General features: G+C 56.8%; 11 protein-coding genes. 2 read left to right on the top strand and 9 right to left on the bottom strand.

Annotated features, from left to right (window positions below; translation table 11 throughout):
* Positions 1 to 602: 602 nt before the first annotated feature.
* Positions 603 to 1,028: an ankyrin repeat domain-containing protein gene (locus J4D97_RS16735; protein ID WP_208308568.1), complete on the top strand. Its 426-nt coding sequence runs from the start codon at positions 603 to 605 to the stop codon at positions 1,026 to 1,028.
* A 60-nt stretch (positions 1,029 to 1,088) separates the two neighbouring features.
* Here J4D97_RS16735 and J4D97_RS16730 read toward each other — a convergent pair whose 3' ends face one another.
* From J4D97_RS16730 to J4D97_RS16690, 9 genes are all read right to left on the bottom strand, one after another.
* A complete protein-coding gene (locus J4D97_RS16730; protein ID WP_208308567.1) occupies positions 1,089 to 2,771 on the bottom strand; it encodes a glycosyl hydrolase in 1,683 nt (560 codons plus the stop codon).
* A 97-nt stretch (positions 2,772 to 2,868) separates the two neighbouring features.
* Positions 2,869 to 4,554, bottom strand: a complete 1,686-nt coding sequence (locus tag J4D97_RS16725) for a DUF5060 domain-containing protein (protein WP_208308566.1) — start codon at positions 4,552 to 4,554, stop codon at positions 2,869 to 2,871.
* 48 nt (positions 4,555 to 4,602) lie between these two features.
* The gene (locus J4D97_RS16720; RefSeq protein WP_208308565.1) at positions 4,603 to 5,568 is read right to left on the bottom strand and encodes a glycosyl hydrolase; all 966 of its coding nucleotides are present in this window, start codon (positions 5,566 to 5,568) and stop codon (positions 4,603 to 4,605) included.
* Between the two features lie 52 nt (positions 5,569 to 5,620).
* Positions 5,621 to 6,505, bottom strand: a complete 885-nt coding sequence (locus J4D97_RS16715) for a hypothetical protein (protein WP_208308564.1) — start codon at positions 6,503 to 6,505, stop codon at positions 5,621 to 5,623.
* Positions 6,506 to 6,517: 12 nt separating this feature from the next.
* Complete coding sequence (locus tag J4D97_RS16710) at positions 6,518 to 7,996, bottom strand: RagB/SusD family nutrient uptake outer membrane protein (protein WP_208308563.1); 1,479 nt, start codon at positions 7,994 to 7,996, stop codon at positions 6,518 to 6,520.
* A 19-nt stretch (positions 7,997 to 8,015) separates the two neighbouring features.
* A complete protein-coding gene (locus tag J4D97_RS16705; RefSeq protein WP_208308562.1) occupies positions 8,016 to 10,994 on the bottom strand; it encodes a SusC/RagA family TonB-linked outer membrane protein in 2,979 nt (992 codons plus the stop codon).
* Positions 10,995 to 11,401: 407 nt separating this feature from the next.
* Positions 11,402 to 12,673: an AGE family epimerase/isomerase gene (locus J4D97_RS16700; protein WP_208308561.1), complete on the bottom strand. Its 1,272-nt coding sequence runs from the start codon at positions 12,671 to 12,673 to the stop codon at positions 11,402 to 11,404.
* Complete coding sequence (locus J4D97_RS16695; RefSeq protein WP_208308560.1) at positions 12,670 to 13,893, bottom strand: glycoside hydrolase family 130 protein; 1,224 nt, start codon at positions 13,891 to 13,893, stop codon at positions 12,670 to 12,672. Before J4D97_RS16695 ends, J4D97_RS16700 begins: the two co-directional genes overlap by 4 nt.
* Before the next feature lie 238 nt (positions 13,894 to 14,131).
* Entirely contained in the window at positions 14,132 to 15,964 is a 1,833-nt protein-coding gene (locus J4D97_RS16690) for a sodium:solute symporter family protein (protein ID WP_208308559.1), read from the bottom strand.
* A gap of 263 nt (positions 15,965 to 16,227) precedes the next feature.
* Here J4D97_RS16690 and J4D97_RS16685 point away from each other — a divergent pair, with 263 nt between their 5' ends.
* On the top strand, positions 16,228 to 17,103 hold the full coding sequence (locus J4D97_RS16685) for a helix-turn-helix domain-containing protein (protein WP_187320694.1): 876 nt from the start codon (positions 16,228 to 16,230) through the stop codon (positions 17,101 to 17,103).
* The last annotated feature ends 196 nt before the right edge of the window (positions 17,104 to 17,299 follow it).

The raw sequence follows: 17,299 nt of genomic DNA, 5'->3' as shown, positions 1-17,299 counted from the left end.
GGCAAAAAAGGGTAATCAGCTAGCGAAAAGGAGTGAACGGAGACTTTTATAAGGCTGGCTGAATTGAGTGACTAGCGTATAGCAGCGGGTGACTTACACAACAGCCACATCGGTTATATGTGGAGTTTCGGAATAACGACGGTTTAACCCCTACTGTCCCTACCTGTGGATTGTGAAGATTTAGGCTCCAATTAAAGCATTTGGTGAACTCGTCCCACGTTACAGGTGTAAGCTAGCCGCCAAATACTGGGTTGATTCCTGGTGTTTAGAGCTTGCGCCATTATCTTTCCGTTATGACTCGCAAACGCTTGCTGGCCCTTCTTTGGACCCTCACGTTCCTCTCGGTGGCGTTGGGCTCGGTGACGGCCTATGTTGGACCGTTGTACTGGCTGAGCGCTTTTCTGTTGTGGGCCACTGGATTCTGCACACTAGTGGCCCAATCTCCTAGGCTGAGTTGGAATAGAGCGGCGACGCCCGCGTGGCTACTCTACTCACTGGGGGTCGGATCACTGGGGGGCGGAGCAGTTGGAATCGCCTTATGCTACTTCGCCGCATCCCCAACACTTTTTGCCGGGTGGTTTGTGGGCCTAACCAGTGTTCTGATGCTGCTCGCTGCCCCCCTGTCGCAGACCGGGCGGTGGGCATTGTTCGCCGCCACGGCCTGCTTCTTCGTGCTGCCGTGGGTTGTGCTACGTCACACCAGCATGTTGCCCTCCATTGCAGCCGGCAACGAGGCCCACCTGAAGTTGCTGTTGTGGTGTGGTGCCGACCCCAACGAACGCCCTCAAGACGAAACCCCGTTGATTGCCGCGGTACAATTAGGTCGGGCCGACCTGGTGGAAACCCTGCTGCGGCATGGCGCTGACCCAAACGGCCGCAGCAGCGCCTTCATGAATTCAACGCCCGTCTTGTTCTACGCTGCCCAGCTACCGGCAGATAAGCAACGCGTGTTGGGGCTATTGTTGCAGTTCGGGGCAGACTCTACCCTCACCAATGGCAGTGGGCAACGAGTTCGATTGCCTAGGTAGTGGCGCTCCATGCCCCCTGCCACTCCTTAGCATCGCTCAGCATTACAGTCTGACTACTTTCTATAGCTTCACAACTTTTTGTGCGGTTTGGCTAGCAGCGCCCGCAACGGTTAGCCAGTAGATACCTGCCGGTAAGTGACTCAGGTCGAGCGCGAAGGTGGGTCCGTTTGTGGTTTTGCGCAGTACTTCCTGCCCTTGCACATTTCGGAGTACTACCTTACCGGGCTGCTGAGCGGCGGGTAGCTGCACCTGAAGCATGCCGCTGGTAGGGTTGGGATATATTGCCAGCGACGATGCAGCGCGTCCTTCCTGAACGGGCATGGCGGCCGTGCGGGCCGATGTAACAACCGAAGTGCCGTACACCTCCAGCTCGTACAGCGAGAAGCCGTACTGGGTAGCCCTATTGATACAATATACTTTCATGTACCGCCCGCGCGCGTTTAGGCCCGTGTGGTCGTCGGGAGCGGCAGCGGATTTTCCCCACACGTCCTTGATAGTCGTCCAGGTTACATTGTCAGTGGAGACCTGTACTTGGTAATCTTTGGCGTAGGCGGCTTCCCAGGCCAAGCGCACCCGGTTGATGGAATACGTGGCACCCAAATCGACGTAGAGGTACTGGTTGTTGGCATAGGAACTCGCCCAACGGGTATTGCCATCGGCATCCACGGCCTTGTCGCCCGTATTCGTGCTGTTCTCGGAAGATGAAACCGAAACGGGTCGCCGGTACGCGATGTTGGGCGCCGTGGGCGTACTGCCGCCGCTGCCCCAGCCCGGCATTTCGTCGCGCACGAGCACATTGCTGGCCCAGAACGCGTTCTGAATAGTGGTAGTCGAGTTTTTCTCAAACACCAATTCCGACCAGCCCATAAAAAAGCTCCACTTCGGTTGAGACGCTAGCAGGCTCGGGGAGGGTAACACCTCGCACTCACCGATGGCAATAGGCTTGCCCCCAGCCGCATTCAGCATGGCGTTGTACTTGGCCGTGGTATAGCCTTGTCCATCGGTGTAGTACATATCCAAGCTCAGTACGTCCCAATAACTGCTGCCGGGGTTATAGTTCGCCAAGTCCGAAGCCAGGGAACCGAAATCCTGCACGTTCCACACCCAGATGAGGTTGGTAAGGCCCTTGGTGTTACGCAAGTAGTCGTGGGTGATTTGGTAAAGGCGAGCCGTGCCGTTGGGGCCGGGCCGCCCGGCCCACCAGAATACGCCTTGGTTCATCTCGTGCAACGGCCGGAATAGGACCTCCACGCCGTTGTTCTTCAGGTCTTGCAGGTAGGGCACAATGGCATCCAGGCGAGCCTTCCAGTTGCGGTTGAGTTGGGTGCCGTCGGTAATCAACTCCTGCCACTGCGCGTTGGTGAGGCTACTTTTGATGCCGCCCTCCCACTGGCAGGGCTCGGCCTGGGTAGGCGGGCAGGCGTGAAACATCAGGTTGACGAGCGCCCCTTGCGCCCACTGCGCTTTGGCCTCGTTGGTCATGGCCCACCGGTTGTTGATTTCGCTTTGCTCGAACAGAAAGTCGCTGCTCCACAGCGCCGGATACTGGCCCGTGATGGCCTGCACGCGGTTGGTGTAGGTGGAAGGGGTAGCAATGGGCTGGCGGTTGTGCATGCCGGAGGCCGTACGCGTGCCACTAATGCTATACAGAAAGTTCAGGCTTTTGTAGGCCGTTTGAGCCACAGCGGCCGTGCTACCAGCCAGCAATGCGCCAACCAGCGCCAACGAGTAGAGAGTTTTCATACGGGTAGGATTTGGGGTAGGAAGCGTGATAAGGGTAGAACTTATTTATTCTTTGTTGCTATCTATCAGCTAGATGCCACATGAAGGATGCGGTATTCTACTTCGTCGCTTTCACAAGCAGTACCACTTCTTGTTGCGGGTCCAGCGTTACATCGGGTAGGGTCAGCTGCTCACGTTTCAGCTCAAACCGGGTGAGTTGGCTGTATTGCCGAGTGGTAGGCGCAAAGGACTGCACCGCGAGCTTTTTGCCACGGACGTCGAAGCGAACCGGCACCCTGGCCCTGTTTGGACCGTTGTAGAGCAGGTACACGAAGTAGGTGTCGCCGCAGCGCATACCGAAGCTCTGTACTGTACCCGAGGTTACCGCAAACGGCTCAAACTCCCCGTGGCCGGCGGCCAGCATCTGGTCGCTGATGGTGCGCACGGCCCGGAAGTAGGGTGTCATCTGCTGATCGTCGAACAGCTCCCACCACCACGTCATGGGCAAGATGGGGGTCGGGCTGAACAGGCCGTACCACAGGCCGCGTTTGTAGTCGTAGTTGAAGCCTTCCTTATAGGTAGGGTCCGCATCTTCCCACCGGTAGCCAAACTCGCCTACCACGTAGGGCTTGCCATAGGTTTGAATGTAGCTGGGGTAGATGGCCGGAATTTTCTCGGTGTGCTTGTAGATGTGCTTCTGGTTGAAGTCGATATAGGCGATGGAGTTCATACCCAGAATGTCGCGGTGCGAAATGCTGGTGGTGACCAGGTGCTGGTAAGGGTCGATGTCTTTGAGGTAGCGACTCATCTCACCGTGCCAGAGCGCCACGGCGTCGTGCGGAATCAGCAGGCTATCCTGCTGGGTGAACACGGCGTTGTCGATTTCGTTGAAAAACTCCCACGCGCCAATGTTGGTGCTGTAGCCCCAGCGCGCCACCACGTAGCGCAGCTTATCCTTGTACTTGTCGCGGGCGGCGGGTAGGGTGAAGAACTCGGTGGGCGTGCGGGCCGGACCGCCGTTGAGCTGATTGTAGGGACTATTGCGCCAGCCTCCTTTCTCCATTAAGTGGCCGTGCCAGTCGAAGGTCAGCATGAAGTACAGACCCAGCGAGTCGGTGAGGTGCACCAGTTCGTCCATACGCTTAATGGCGCCGGGGTTAAAGTAGTCAGTGGTGTTGGTGTAGCGCTTCGTGGCGCTGACTTTCTGCCACTCCAGCGGCAGATTCCAGTAGCACATCCAAGTGCGAAAGAAGTTTGCGCCGTTCTTCGCCAGGGTAGGCAGCAGGTAGTCGTACGTCCACTTCTGATTCTCAAACGAGCGCGCCTCCCACCCCACGTTCTCCCCTACCCCCCGAAATAAGTCCCCGTTGTCGAAGCGGAAGGTATACAGGTCGTTTGCGTGCAAAAAACCTGGTTTCGTACTCGCCACCACTGTGAAGCGGTCAACGGGTTTCTCCTCCGTTTTATCTTTTCGCGTGAGCCGAAACAGGCCCGTATAGGGGCCTGCTTCGCGGGGCGCAAACCGGGCTTTCCAGGCCGAAGCGGCGCCAGTGTTCTGCTCGAAATAGCACGGCACGACTACTGGCATTCCGCTCGGTGAGGTCAGTACTAAATCCAGTGTCACTTCTTGCTGCCGGTAGGGGTTCTGAAACTGCTGACTCAGCACAATATCCCACTCGGTCTTCTCATACTGCTGGATGGTAGGCGTGCGCAGCACGGCCTGCCCGATGACTTTTTGGGCATAGCCCATCCGTGCTGACAGCAGCCACAGCAGCGTCAGCAACACGAAGTTGCGGTGTATCATGGTGTTTGGTTTGCGCGCCCTACCCTTGGTTGGTAGCCACGTTGGGAGCTATTTCCACTGCGGCATTTCGTCGCGCGTGAGCACGCGCGGCGCATTGTAAATGCGTTTGATAGCTTCTACGGAGTTCTTTTCCTGCACCAGCTCGGCCCAGTCCATAAAGAATACCCAGCGGGGTTGTTTCGCCAGCAGTTCGGGGGTTGGCAGCACGGCGCACTCGCCAATGGCTATGGGTTTGTTGCCCACAATGGGTAGGATGTAATCGTACCACGACTGGTCGTAGCCCTTGTCGTACACGTCGAAGGCAAACACGTCCCAGTACTGCGGGCCGGGATTGTACTGGGCAAAGTCGCGGCTCATGTCCTGCATATCCCACACCCAAATCAGGTTGGTCAGGCCCTTGGTTTTCTGCAAATAGTCGTGGGTGATTTGGTAGAGGCGGGCCGTGCCGTTGGGACCGGGCCGCCCGCCCCACCAAAATTTCCCCTGGTTCATCTCGTGCAGCGGCCGGAACAGCACCTCCACTTGCTTGTCCTTCAGGTACTGCAAGTACACGGCAATGTCGTCCATACGCGACTTCCAGGTCTTGTTCAACGGGGTGCCGTCGGTTAGCAACTCCTGCCACTGCGCGTCGGTAAGCAGTTGGTTGAGTAGGCCGGGGTCCCAGCCGCAGGGTTCGCCGGAGCCGGGTGGGCAGGCGTGCCACATGATGTTCACCACCGCGCCCGCCTTGTACTGCCGCTCGGCCTCCTGCACCATTTTCCAGCGGTTGTCGATGTTTTCCTGCTGAAATAGAAAATCACCGCTCCACAGCGCCGGGTATTTGCCGGTGGTCCGGTGGATGTAGTCGGTCCACTTGGTAGGCTCGGCGTTAGGTTCCTTGTTATGCTGCCCAGCTAGGGTTTGCTTGCCCGAAATGCGCTGAAGGTAGGGCAGCACTTTCTTGGATTGGGCGAAGGCACTGGTCGTACTCAGCAGATAGAGGAGAAAGAATGTTTTAAGGAGATGCGAGTGCATGCGGACGGAAGTTGGTGGGAGAAGACGAAGCGGATGGAACGTTAGCAGCTAGTTACTTCTCTTTCTGCAACATATACCATGTCGTCTTGGCACCGCCTAGTTCTTGCTTGTTGCCGTCGCCACCCCAATCAATATCGTAGGGCTGCACGTTGAAGGGCAATTTCAGCGTCGATTTATCTGCATTGAACTCGATGGTAATGGTTTTGGTCTGACCAGCGGCCTGCCCGCCGGGGCTGAATGTGATGGTATTAGCGGCGAAATCGCGCACAAACGTGCCTTGGTTTTTGGGTAGGCGGCGGAACTTGTAGTTGTAGTCGGTGCCCTTGTAGTTGAAGTCAGCAAAAGCGCCATCCGGGCCGGGACTGTGGGTGTAGGTGCCCGTAATTTTACCGTCGTCCGTTACGCCGGTCGTCGTGAATGCCAGCGTATTATCGTTTTCCTTGGTGGCATCGGCAATGTTGTTGGCTACGTTTTTGGTGCCATTCCAGCCCCAGCTTTCGCCCTCCCCAATGAAGTACTGAAACTGCATGTTAGTCACCTTCCACGTACCGTCCATATCCGACTGGTAGTCTTTTACTTGCACCGTCCATTCCCGCGTCTGGCCCGATTCGGAGGTGACCGAATACATCTTGGTACGGTTGCCGGTGGAAAAATCCACTGCTTCGCCCGAAGCCGGCGATACGTGGGCTTTGTACGATGTTTCGATGCGGGGCACTACGTTGGTCAGGTCGGTGCCCCGCACCACGTACACCGTGACGGTGCCGGTTTCAGGGGTGCGAACGATATCGGCTACCCCAATCTGCCCTTTGTCGAGAGAGAAACCGGTGATGGCGCGCTCGTTGCTCTCAATGTCTTCGAAGGGGTCGTCGGTGCAACCGCTCAGGCAGCTTAGGCCCAGCAGCATACCAGCCCCTATAGTTGTGATTCGCAGGTTCATAACGAGGGTGGGTTAGAGGTTGGGGTTGAGGTCGGTTTCGCGGGTAGGCGTGGCAAAGAAGTAGGCGTTGTCGGGCTGAATGGTCTTGCCGTATTTCTGCACCAGCACTTCTTCCATTTTGTGGGTGCGGCGCAAGTCAAACAAGCGGTTGCCCTCGAAGGCCAGCTCCCACGCCCGCTCCTGAAGAATGGCGTCGCGGAAGGCCGTCACGCTCAGGCCGGGTTGCAGGTTGGCGAGGCCCGCGCGGGTCCGGATGCGGTTTACGGCCGCGTAACCTTCCGCCGTGGGGCCGCAGGCTTCGGCGTACAGCAGCAGCACGTCGGAGTAGCGCAGCACGGGGGTATTAGCGCTGGTTTGTTCGCCTACCTGCTTAGGGTCGAGGTACTTGCGGGTGAAGGGCCGGCTGTAGCCCGTAATGCTGAGCACCGTTTCCTTGTTACCCACGTACACGCGGCTCGGAATCAGCTCGGTTTTGCGCTTGTCGTCCGCTGCAAAGCTGTTGTAGAGGGCCGGCTCCGTCACGAAGTGATTGTAGCCGGAACGTACGCTGGTGCTGTCGGCGAGCTTGAACACGGCCCCGTCGATGTAGGGAATGAACATCAGCGGCAGCTTGGAGTAGTTGCCTTCCGAGAGGCCCGAACGGTCGGTGGCCACATCAAAAATGTGCTCGGGCCCGTTCTTTTTGTCCACGTCGAAAATGGCTTTGAGGCTAGGGTCGAGGCCGTAGCTGCCGCTGTTGGTCAGCACGTTGCCGGCGTAGGTTTTGGCCTCGGCGTAGAGCGCATCGGCATTGGGCACGAAGTCGTAGCCGGGCGAGTTAGTGGCTTTGCCCGAGGCCAGCGTCAGGTCTACCTTGGCCAGCAGGCCCCAGGCGGCTACCTTGTTGGCGCGGCCGTCGCGGCGCACAGCATCAGTTAGCTCAATGCTTTTCTTGAGGTCGTCGGTAATCAGGGCATAGATTTCCTGCATGGTAGCCCGTGCCGAGCTGGTCTGGTCCAGCGACGTGACGGGCGTGGTGTGCACGGGGGCGGTTCCAAACAGCCGCACGATGTTGAAGTAGTGCAGCGCCCGCAGGAAGTGCGCCTCCCCTACCAGCTGGTTGCGGCTGGCGTCGCTCATCTCCGTAATGCCTGGCACGTTGGCAATGACGGCGTTGGCGCGGTTCACACCGATGTAGGCGTAGCGCCAGGCGGTGGTCAGCTCCGGGTTATCGGGGCGTACGGCCAGGCGGTCGAACTCGAAGTTGCTGGCGCCGGCGTCGGGCTTCAGGGTAATATTTTCGGTTGGCAACTCCGTAATCAGAATGAAGTTGCGGGAGTAGTACTCAATCTCCGGCAAGATGGCGTAGGCGTAGACCAAGGCCGCGTTGGCGTCGGCCTCCGTTTTGTAGAAGTTGGTGGTGGAGTTGAAGCCGTAGGGCTCTTCCTGGAGCGAGCAGCCGGCCAGCAGCGCGACGGCCGCGGCCAGGCCCAGTTGAGTGATGCGTTTCATGGGGTGGGAGTTTGCGCGCTTAGATTCCAATATTTACCCCCACCGACAGAGCACGGGGCCGGGGGTAGGACCCGTATTGCAGGCCGTTGTAGGGCACCTCCGGGTCGAAGCCTTTGTGGAAGCCCGTGAAGGTGTAGAGGTTGCTGCCCGAGAAGTAGATCCGCAGCGTTTCCAAGCCTTTTATCATGTTTGACTTGAAGTTGTAGCCCAGCGTCACGTTCTGAATGCGCATAAACGAGCCGCTGGTCACAAACCAATCGGAGCCGTAGTAGGCGCGGGTCGCATTCACGCTGGGGTAGTCGTTGGTCGGGTTGTCGGGCGTCCAGCGCTGGAGCTGGCCACTGGGCGAGAACTTGCGCATATCGAACACGTCGTTGCCCGACACGCCGTAGAGTTGGGCCGACAAGTCGAAGCCCTTGTGGCGCAAGCTGGTGTTGAGGCTGTAGAGAAACTTGGGGTTGGGGTTGCCGATGATGGTGCGGTCCTGATCGTTCACGGCGCCGTCGCCGTTCAGGTCCACGTACTTAATCTCGCCGGGCCGGGCCATGTCGCCGGTCAGGCCCGAAGCCCTACCCTCCTCCACAGTTTGGATGATGCCGTTGGTCTTGTAGCCGTAGAACACGTTGATGGGCTCGCCCACGATGAAGGCATTCACTGGCGCCCGCAGCATTTCAATGCTGCTACCATTCCACACAAAGTCATCTTCGCCCATGCTAATCAGCTTGTTGCGGTTCAGAGTGAAATTGCCGCCCACGCTCCACTGCACCGGGCCGTTCAGGATTTCGGCGTTCAGGCCCAGCTCCACGCCTTTGTTCTCTATCACGCCGTCGTTCACCCACAGGCGGTCGTAGCCCGAGGAAGGCGTGATGTAGGTCTGGCGCAACAGGTCGCGGGTGCGCTTGTAGTACACGTCGGCGCTGAGCGTGATGCGCTGGTTCAGGAAGCCCAGGTCCAGGCCGGCATCAAGCTGCGAGGTGGTTTCCCATTTCAAATCGGGGTTGGGCACGCCCTCCCAGATTTTGTTGAACCCATCATAGCCAAAAATGCCGGGGCCGAAGCCGGTCTGGAAGTTGCCGCCCGTATAGTAGCGGCCCGCGCCCAGGCGGTCGAGCGTTTGGTAGGGGCTGATGCCCTGGTTGCCGGTCAAACCGTAGCTCACGCGCACCTTCGCTTCCGAAATGGTAGGCACGGCGCGCAAAAAGGCTTCCTCATTGAGTTTCCAGGCCACGGCGGCCGAAGGGAAGAATGCCCACTTGTTGTTCGCCCCAAACTTGGAGGAACCATCGGCGCGGCTGGTGAACGTGAACAGGTAGCGGTCGAGCAGCGAGTAGTTGACGCGGCCGATATAGGAGTTCAGCAGCGACTTGGTGAGGCCGTTGGTGGTGTACTGCGTGAGGGCCGTATTCAGGTTCTCATTTTCCAGCGCATCATTGATGAATCCTCTACCCTCCAGCCGCGACGTGCGGATATTAAATGTCTGCGTGGTGTAGCCAGCCACAACATTTAAATTATGAATCTTGTTGAAATTTTTATTAACCGTGAAATAATTTTCACTCAGTAATTCATTGCTCGAATAATTATCAATTACGCCAAATCCATTATATAAATAACCGGTATTGGTAATGTTGCGCGGTTCATACACATCGCCAATTGAATTACCGTATTTATCGCTCAGCTGCGTCCGGAAATTCAGCCATTTGGTAATATCATAACTCACGAACAGCGTACCGAGCACGTCGATGGTTTTGTTCTTATTCAGCACCTCATTGGCGTAGGCAACCGGGTTGCCGAAGTCGCGCGGGCCGATGCGGAAGTAGGTACCGTCGGGGTTGTAGATGGGGAATACCGGCGAGCGGTCGGCGGAGAGGCTACCCCCATTGCGCTGCGTATGGGTTAGAATCAGATTGACGCCGGCCGTTAGCTTGTCGGTCAGCTTCTGCTCCAGGTTCAGGCGGCCGTTGTAGCGGTCGTAGTAATTCTTGATAGCCAAGCCCTCCTCCCGGTAATAGTTACCCGACATAGAGAACTTGGTGCGCTCGGTGCCGCCGGTAGCGGTTAGGGTGTAGCTCTGCGAGAAGGGGTTGCGGTACACCTCATCGGGCCAGTAGGTGCGGTAGGGCCAAGCGGGTTTGTTGGAGTCTTCGCCCCGTAGCTCGGCCACCGAGGGGTAGTAGGTGCCCAAATAGTTTTCGCCCACAAACAGTGGTGCCAGCCCGGCATTCCGGCGCGACTCGTTATCAATAACGGCCACGTCCACTGGGTCCGACCATACGTCCAGCTTGCTGGGTAGGGTCGAAAGGGTATTCAGCGTGCTCAGCGTGATGCTGGTTTTGCCGGCCTTGCCGCGCTTGGTGGTAATTAGAATAACGCCATTGGCGCCCCGAGAGCCGTAAATAGCCGCCGAGGAAGCATCTTTCAGCACCTCAATGCTCGCAATATCTTCCGGGTTGATTTGCTTGAGATTTCGGGCATCCCCCCACGGAAAACCATCCACCACTAGCAGCGGACTGTTGGATCCGTTGATGGAACTAGAGCCACGAATGCGAACTGTGGCATCGGCACCTGGCTCGCCGGAAGGCATTACTACCTGTACACCTGCAATCTTACCCTGTAATAATTGTTCGACAGATGCAGCAGGCTGCTTGTTCAGCTCGCTGCCTTTTAGCGAGGACACGGAGCCAGTCACGTCGCTCTTGGCCACTGTGCCATAGCCGACCACCACTACCTCATCCAGGCTCTTGTTATCGACTTTCAGGTTGGCATCCAGCACCGATTTCCCGCCGACGGGCAGCTCCAGCGGCAGGTAGCCGATGTAGGAAAAGGTGAGCACCGCATCGGTTGAAGGCACGGCGATGGAGTAGGCGCCGTCGGATTGGGAGGCGGTGCCGTTTTGGGTGCCTTTCACCAGCACCGTCACGCCGGGTAGGCCTTCGCCGGTTGTCGCGTCTTTCACTACGCCGCGCACCGTCAGCGTTTGTGCCCAGGTAAGTGCTGGCAACAGCAACAACCAGAACAGAGAAAAAAGGTACCGCTGTCTCATATACGTTGTGTCAAGTGTAAAAGAAAAGTTGAGTGGGAGTTGGGTCAGGCGAGCAATAGTTTTTTTTAAAAAAACTATTGTATTCGAGTGCGGCAGCAATACACCTTGCTACATCTACCTATAGGTACCGCATAGGTATTATTTTACTGCTATTCGATGCTTATTATTGATAGGGAAATAGCAATAATTAATTAACGAATAGGTAATACAAACATACTATTTACCCTTCTCTGATAATGATACTTTTTTATCAATTACTTGCCATTAAAGCGCTATTCACAAGTTGCTGGGCTACTTATTGAGCCGATAAAAGACGTCGCTCGACGAGCGTTGTGCGCTGGTAGCTACCGTATTTCCACTCGCTTTTAGAACGCGGCGGTAGCTGCCCCCGAGACGCCGGCTTGGGCGTAGCGCATTGATTCATTTTTGCACCGACGGCTCACTTCCAGGCAGGCGCGGGCGTTGTGGTAAGGGCATTTCCAGAAGCCTACCTTGTCGTGGTCGGCCATGGGGCGGTAGTCGTCCCACACCCCCCAGCGCCACTCGCCCAAGTCGAAGTCCAGCAGGTGCTGGCGGGCAAACTGCCAGGCTTTGTAGGAGTGCTCCAGCAGCGTAGCCTCGTGGGTGAGCTGGTAGGCGTTCAGAAACCCTACCATGGCCTCCGCACTCACCCACCATTCGCGGTGGGTGTCGAGGTGGCCGGTTTCGCAGTTTAGCTCGTGCGGGAAGCTGCCGTCGGGGAGTAAGGCAGCGGCTGTGGCATTGGTTAGCGCCAGGCACGCCGTTTTCACTTGCTGTAGCAATTGCTCGTCGCCGAGCACTTCGGCGGCTTCCAGCAGCAGCCAGGCCGCTTCAATGTCGTGGCCGTAGGAAATCAGGTCGACAGTCGGCGTCCAGTCGCGGGCGAAAAACAGGCGCAAGTGGCCCGTTTCGGCATCCATGATATGGGTGAGGAAGGTAGTGAGCAGTCCGTGCAGGCGCTCGGCCAGGTGGGCATCAGGCCAGCAGCGGTACAGATTGGCGTAAGCCTCCAGAATATGCAGGTGCGTATTCATGGTTTTGGGCGCATTGTGGTCCTTCTCGCTCAAGCGCAAATCCTCCAGTAGTTCCCCCGTGCGACTAAAGGCTTCGAAGTAGCCACCGTACTGCTCATCGTAACTGTGCTGCTCAATCCACTGGAACAACGATTGGCTAACTTCCAGGGCATGAGGGTTTTGCGTGGCCTGATAATATTCGCTGCATCCGTAGAGGGCGAAGGCGAGGGCGTAAATCTGCTTGCGCGTGTTCAGGGGCTGGCCCTGGGCATCAAGCAGCCAGTAAATACCGCCATATTCAGCATCGATGAAATGATCGAGCAGGTAGCGGAAGGAGCGGGTAGCCGCCTCCCGGTAGTCGGGACGGGAGGTATGGCGGTAGGCGGCCGAAAACGTCCACAGGATGCGGGCGTTCAGAATGCCCCCCTTATCGGCCGCGGGGTCTACCTCCCCGGCGCCGGTCATCTGCCCAATAAACCCACCGTGCTGGTGGTCCACGGCTTTTTCCAGCCAAAACTGCGCGATGCGGGCTAGCTCGGCCTCCATTTTCCGCTGGTAGGCAAGCAGCAGCTCTAGGGAAGTAGAGGGTAGGGGCTGGCTCATGCTCCTACCCCGTTATAGGAAGTCACGCTCGTTAGCTGCGTCTGCTCCAGGTATTCTACATTTCTGTCAATCAGCTCGTTGATCTGTCGAACGGAGGCTGCTGAGGTAAATTCATCGGCAGGAGTGTTCAGCGCATAGTCCACTAGCTTATCCAGGGTAGAGGTAGCCACGTGGGTGCGCGTGTCGGAGGAGGCGTAGTAGATAAATACGGTGCCGTCGTCGTCCAGAATCCAGCCGTTGCCGAACACCACATTCGATACGTCCCCTACCCGCTCTTCGCCCTCGGGCGCCAGGAAGTAGCCGCCGGGCTTGTGCGTTACCTGGTCGGGTTGGGCTAAGTCGGTCATAAACAGGTACAACACGTAGCGCAGACCGGCGGCCGTGTTGCGTACGCCGTGGGCCAGGTGCAGCCAGCCTTTGTCGGTTTTGAGCGGGGCCGGGCCCTGGCCGTTTTTCGCCTCGTACACCGTATGATACCGCTTGCGGTCCACGATGCTTTCGTGCGGCACCACGGCGTTTTTCATCGAATCAGCGAGGCCGAAGCCGATGCCGCCCCCCGCGCCCGCCTCGATAAAGCTGTCCTGCGGACGGGTGTAGAGCGCATATTTGCCCTGCACAAACTCGGGGTGCAGCACTACGTTGCGCTGCTGGGGGGAGGGCGTTTGCAGGTCGGGCAGCCGCTCCCAGGTCACCAGGTCGCGGGTGCGGGCAATGCCGCACTGCGCCACCGCCGCCGACTCGTCGCCGGGACGGGCCGCGGGGTCCTTGCGCTCGGCACAAAACAAGCCATATATCCAGCCGTCCTCGTGCTGCACCACGCGCATATCGTACACGTTGGTGGCCGGTTCGTCGGTATCGGGCATTGTGATGGGCCGCTCCCAGAAGGTGAAATTGTCGATGCCATTGGGACTTTCGGCCACCGCAAAAAACGATTTGCGGTCCAGCCCTTCTACCCTGGCTACCAGCAAGTATTTCCCATTCAGCTTGATGGCGCCCACGTTGAAAGCCGCATTCACGCCTAGGCGCTCCATGAGGTAGGGATTGGTAGCGGGGTTGAAATCGTAGCGCCAGCAGAGCGGGGCATGCTGCCCTGTGAGCACCGGATAGCGGTAGCGGTCAATAATGCCATTGCCAAGGCCTTGCTTTTCGTTGGGGCGGGTCAGCAGCGTGTGGTGGAGGTTTTCCAGGTCGTGGCGGCGTTGATGGAAGTGGTTTTCCATGGCAGAAAACAAAAGTTAAGCGAGAAAATAACGGGTGGAAGTAGGCTGGGTGGGGGCAATAGCACGCTCTTTCCCATAGGGTTGGCACCGAGCCTATGTAGGGAGCCAGCAACTCAAAATCAAACGGCACTACCCCTACCCTACAGGCGTTTAACTCAAATGTAGCGCTGGCTACCACGGGCAGGGTAATGCTTTTTTAGCCTTCTCTGGTACTGAAACGACAGCCGATGCGCCTGGCCTAATATTCGGCCAAGCGGTTCCACCAGGTCTTTTTCAGAATCAGCACCACCACGGCTAAAATGGCAACCGTAATCAGCAGGGGCACGTGCTGGGAAAGCAGCAGGTACATGGGCAAAATGGTGAGGCAGAGCTGCGCGATGATGCCCAACACCACGTTGAACATGTTCAGGCGGAAGTTGCAGTTGGGTTGAAACGCGGGGTCTTCGGCCACCACCAGGTCGTTGATGGGGCCCCAAAAGCCCCAGGGGCGCACGTTGCGGTAGAAGGTTTTCAGCACCGTTTCGTCGGTGGGGGGCGCCAGGTAGGTACCCACGATGGAGCCCGTGAGCGACAACGCAAATAGCACCGGGAAGTAATAAAGAAACTCGACCCCCTCGAAAAAGCGCGTGAAGATGAGGGCCGACACGATGCCCGTGAGCATGCCCCAGAAAAAGCCCGTGGCGTTGAAGCGCCACCAGTGCCATTTCAGCACGTTGGCCGCGATGTAGCCCCCGTACAGCGCCGACACAATCCACTGCAACACGCTGTTCACATCTTTGGCAATGAAGCCCAGCAGCACCCCCACGGCCACCACGACGACACCCACCACGTAGTTCAGCGAAATAACCTCCTTGGTGGTGGCATCCGGGCGGACGTACTTGAGGTAGATATCATTGACGATGTAGGCCTGGGCCGCATTCACGGTGCCGCTAAACGTACCCATGAAGGCGCCGAGCAGCCCCGTGAGCACCAGTCCCATGAGCCCCACCGGCAGAAATTTGTTGATGGTTTCGGGAAGAATACGCTCGAAATCCAGCACGCCGGTAGGGCCTACCAGGTTCATCTGGTTGTAGTAGAGCAAGCCCAGAATGGTGAGCCCCACGATGAGCGAATAGCGAATAGGGAGCAGAATAATCGACACGAAGCCACTCATTTTGCTGGCTTCCTCGGGCGAGCGGGTAGAGAGAATTTTCTGCATGTCGTAGTTCGGCGCCGGGCCCGCTAACGATGCGAATACCCCCTTGAAGGCCATCATCATAAAGAACACCCCGAACAAGGAGTAGCCGTCCTCGTCGATTTTCTGATTCACCTGGCTGATGATGTTGGACCAATCCAGATCGAGGCGCGCGCCGAAGAAGGGGTCGTACCAACCGGCGGGCACATTCAGGGTCTTGCCTTGCAGCTCCAGGTAAGCAATGACGGCAATGGCCAGGCACGCCACCGTCATGATGGCGTACTTGATGATGTCGCCGAGCACAATGCTGTGCATGCCCCCGATAATGGAATAGAACATGGCAAACAACGTGAATACAATGCCGTACACGTGCGGTACGTACTGCGGGGCTACGGCAAACGGCACGTAGTCTTGCACCAGCGCCCAGGGCACGAATATTTCAATGAACTTGCCTAATCCCACAAAGCCATAGGCCAAAAATCCCAGGCAGCTCAGCAGGGCGAAGGCAATGACAACCTGGTGCGAGGCCCCTACCCCCGGCCCGCGGGTACCGAAGCGGGTAGCTAGCCACTCGGCGCCGGTGCTGGCATTGGAGCGGCGCAGCCAGCGCGAGAGATACATCATCAAGAACACCTGGTTGAATACCGGCCACAGCCACGGAATCCAGATGCTTTTCATGCCGTATACGAAGCACAGGCTGACCATCCACATGGTACCGCTGATGTCAAACATATCAGAGGCATCGCTCAGACCCAATTTGTACCAGGGTAGGCTTTTGCCGCCAAGCAGGTAGCTGTCTTTGTTTTCGCGGGCTTTCTTGCGGTACCACAGGCCAATAAACACCGTGGATAGCAGGTAGGCGGCAATAATAAGCAGGTCGAGTAGGTGCAGACGCATGTGGGTAGGGAAAGAGCAAAACCCGACATCCATCAACCGTAGCGGCAGTAGATGCGGAATGCTCAAATGTATGCTCCTACTTTATGCTATTTATAATACTATTTTAACCTTATCTGACACTCTGTTGACAACAGCGAATCACGAATCATGCGCAAATGCGCATTCAGGTAGTTTTTAACGCACTTATCATAATAACACTTAGGGCAGAAACGAAATACTATTTTATCAGAATCTGATAAATTTCGCTCCTTATTCCTACTGTTATGACGCACAACCTAATGCGGGAAATCACCCCGCTGACGCAAAACGACTGCTTTACCTTGTTTACGCGGGTGAAGAAAGAGTTTAATTTTCCGCTGCACTACCATGAGGAGTACGAGCTCAACCTGATCCTGAATGCGCCCGGTGCCCGCCGCATCGTGGGCGACCATATTGAGGATATCGACGACTTGGAGTTGGTTTTAGTAGGCCCCAACCTAAATCACGCCTGGTTTACGCACCAGTGTCAGAGCGAGGAAATCAAAGAAGTGACCATCCAGTTTCACAAAGATTTGCTGGACGACAAGTTTCTGCGCCGTAATCAGCTCCACTTCATTCAGAAAATGTTCGAGAATGCGCAGCGCGGCGTTCTGTTCTCGCGCGAAACCGCGGAGCGCCTGCGCGGGCGCATTCTGTCCCTGGAACACAAAACAGGCTTCGACTCGGTACTGGAGCTATTGTCTATTCTGCACGATTTGTCAGCCTCGCGCAACATGCGCATCCTCTCCGACGCCTCCTTCACCAATGAGCAGTTCCACTACAACAGCCGCCGCATTGAGAAGGTGTTCGAGTACATGAACGCCCACTACAACCGCCAGATTACGCTGGCAGAGGTAGCCAAAATTGCCAACATGCCGGAAGTATCCTTTAGTCGCTTCATGAAAAAGCGCACCGGCACTACCTTCATCGACAGCCTCAACGAAATCCGGCTGGGGCACGCCTCCCGCATGCTCATTGACACCACGCATAGCGTTGCCGAAGTGGCGTACAAGTGCGGTTTCAACAACATTTCCAACTTCAACCGAATCTTCAAAAAACGCAAGAGCTGCACACCCAAGGAGTTTCGCCAGAACTTCTCGGGTACGCGAATTTTTATTTAAAATACTATTTACCAATTATTTAGTAACAAAATAAACGATAATAAATTAATGAAGTGGCTAGCTAAGCCGGACACTGCTAAGCTGTAGTGTACAGATGAATTTCCAACTAGGCTGTGTGGACAGCTAGCGCATCCAATCGAGGGCAGCAAGCAGGTGGGCCACGGCTAAAAAGGAGGTAGCGGTTTTCTCGTACCGG

Origin of the sequence: Hymenobacter defluvii (assembly GCF_017589435.1) — a bacterium.
Lineage (GTDB): Bacteria > Bacteroidota > Bacteroidia > Cytophagales > Hymenobacteraceae > Hymenobacter > Hymenobacter profundi.
Note: the sequence above shows the minus strand (reverse complement) of the source record. Positions and strands in the feature narration are given on the sequence as shown.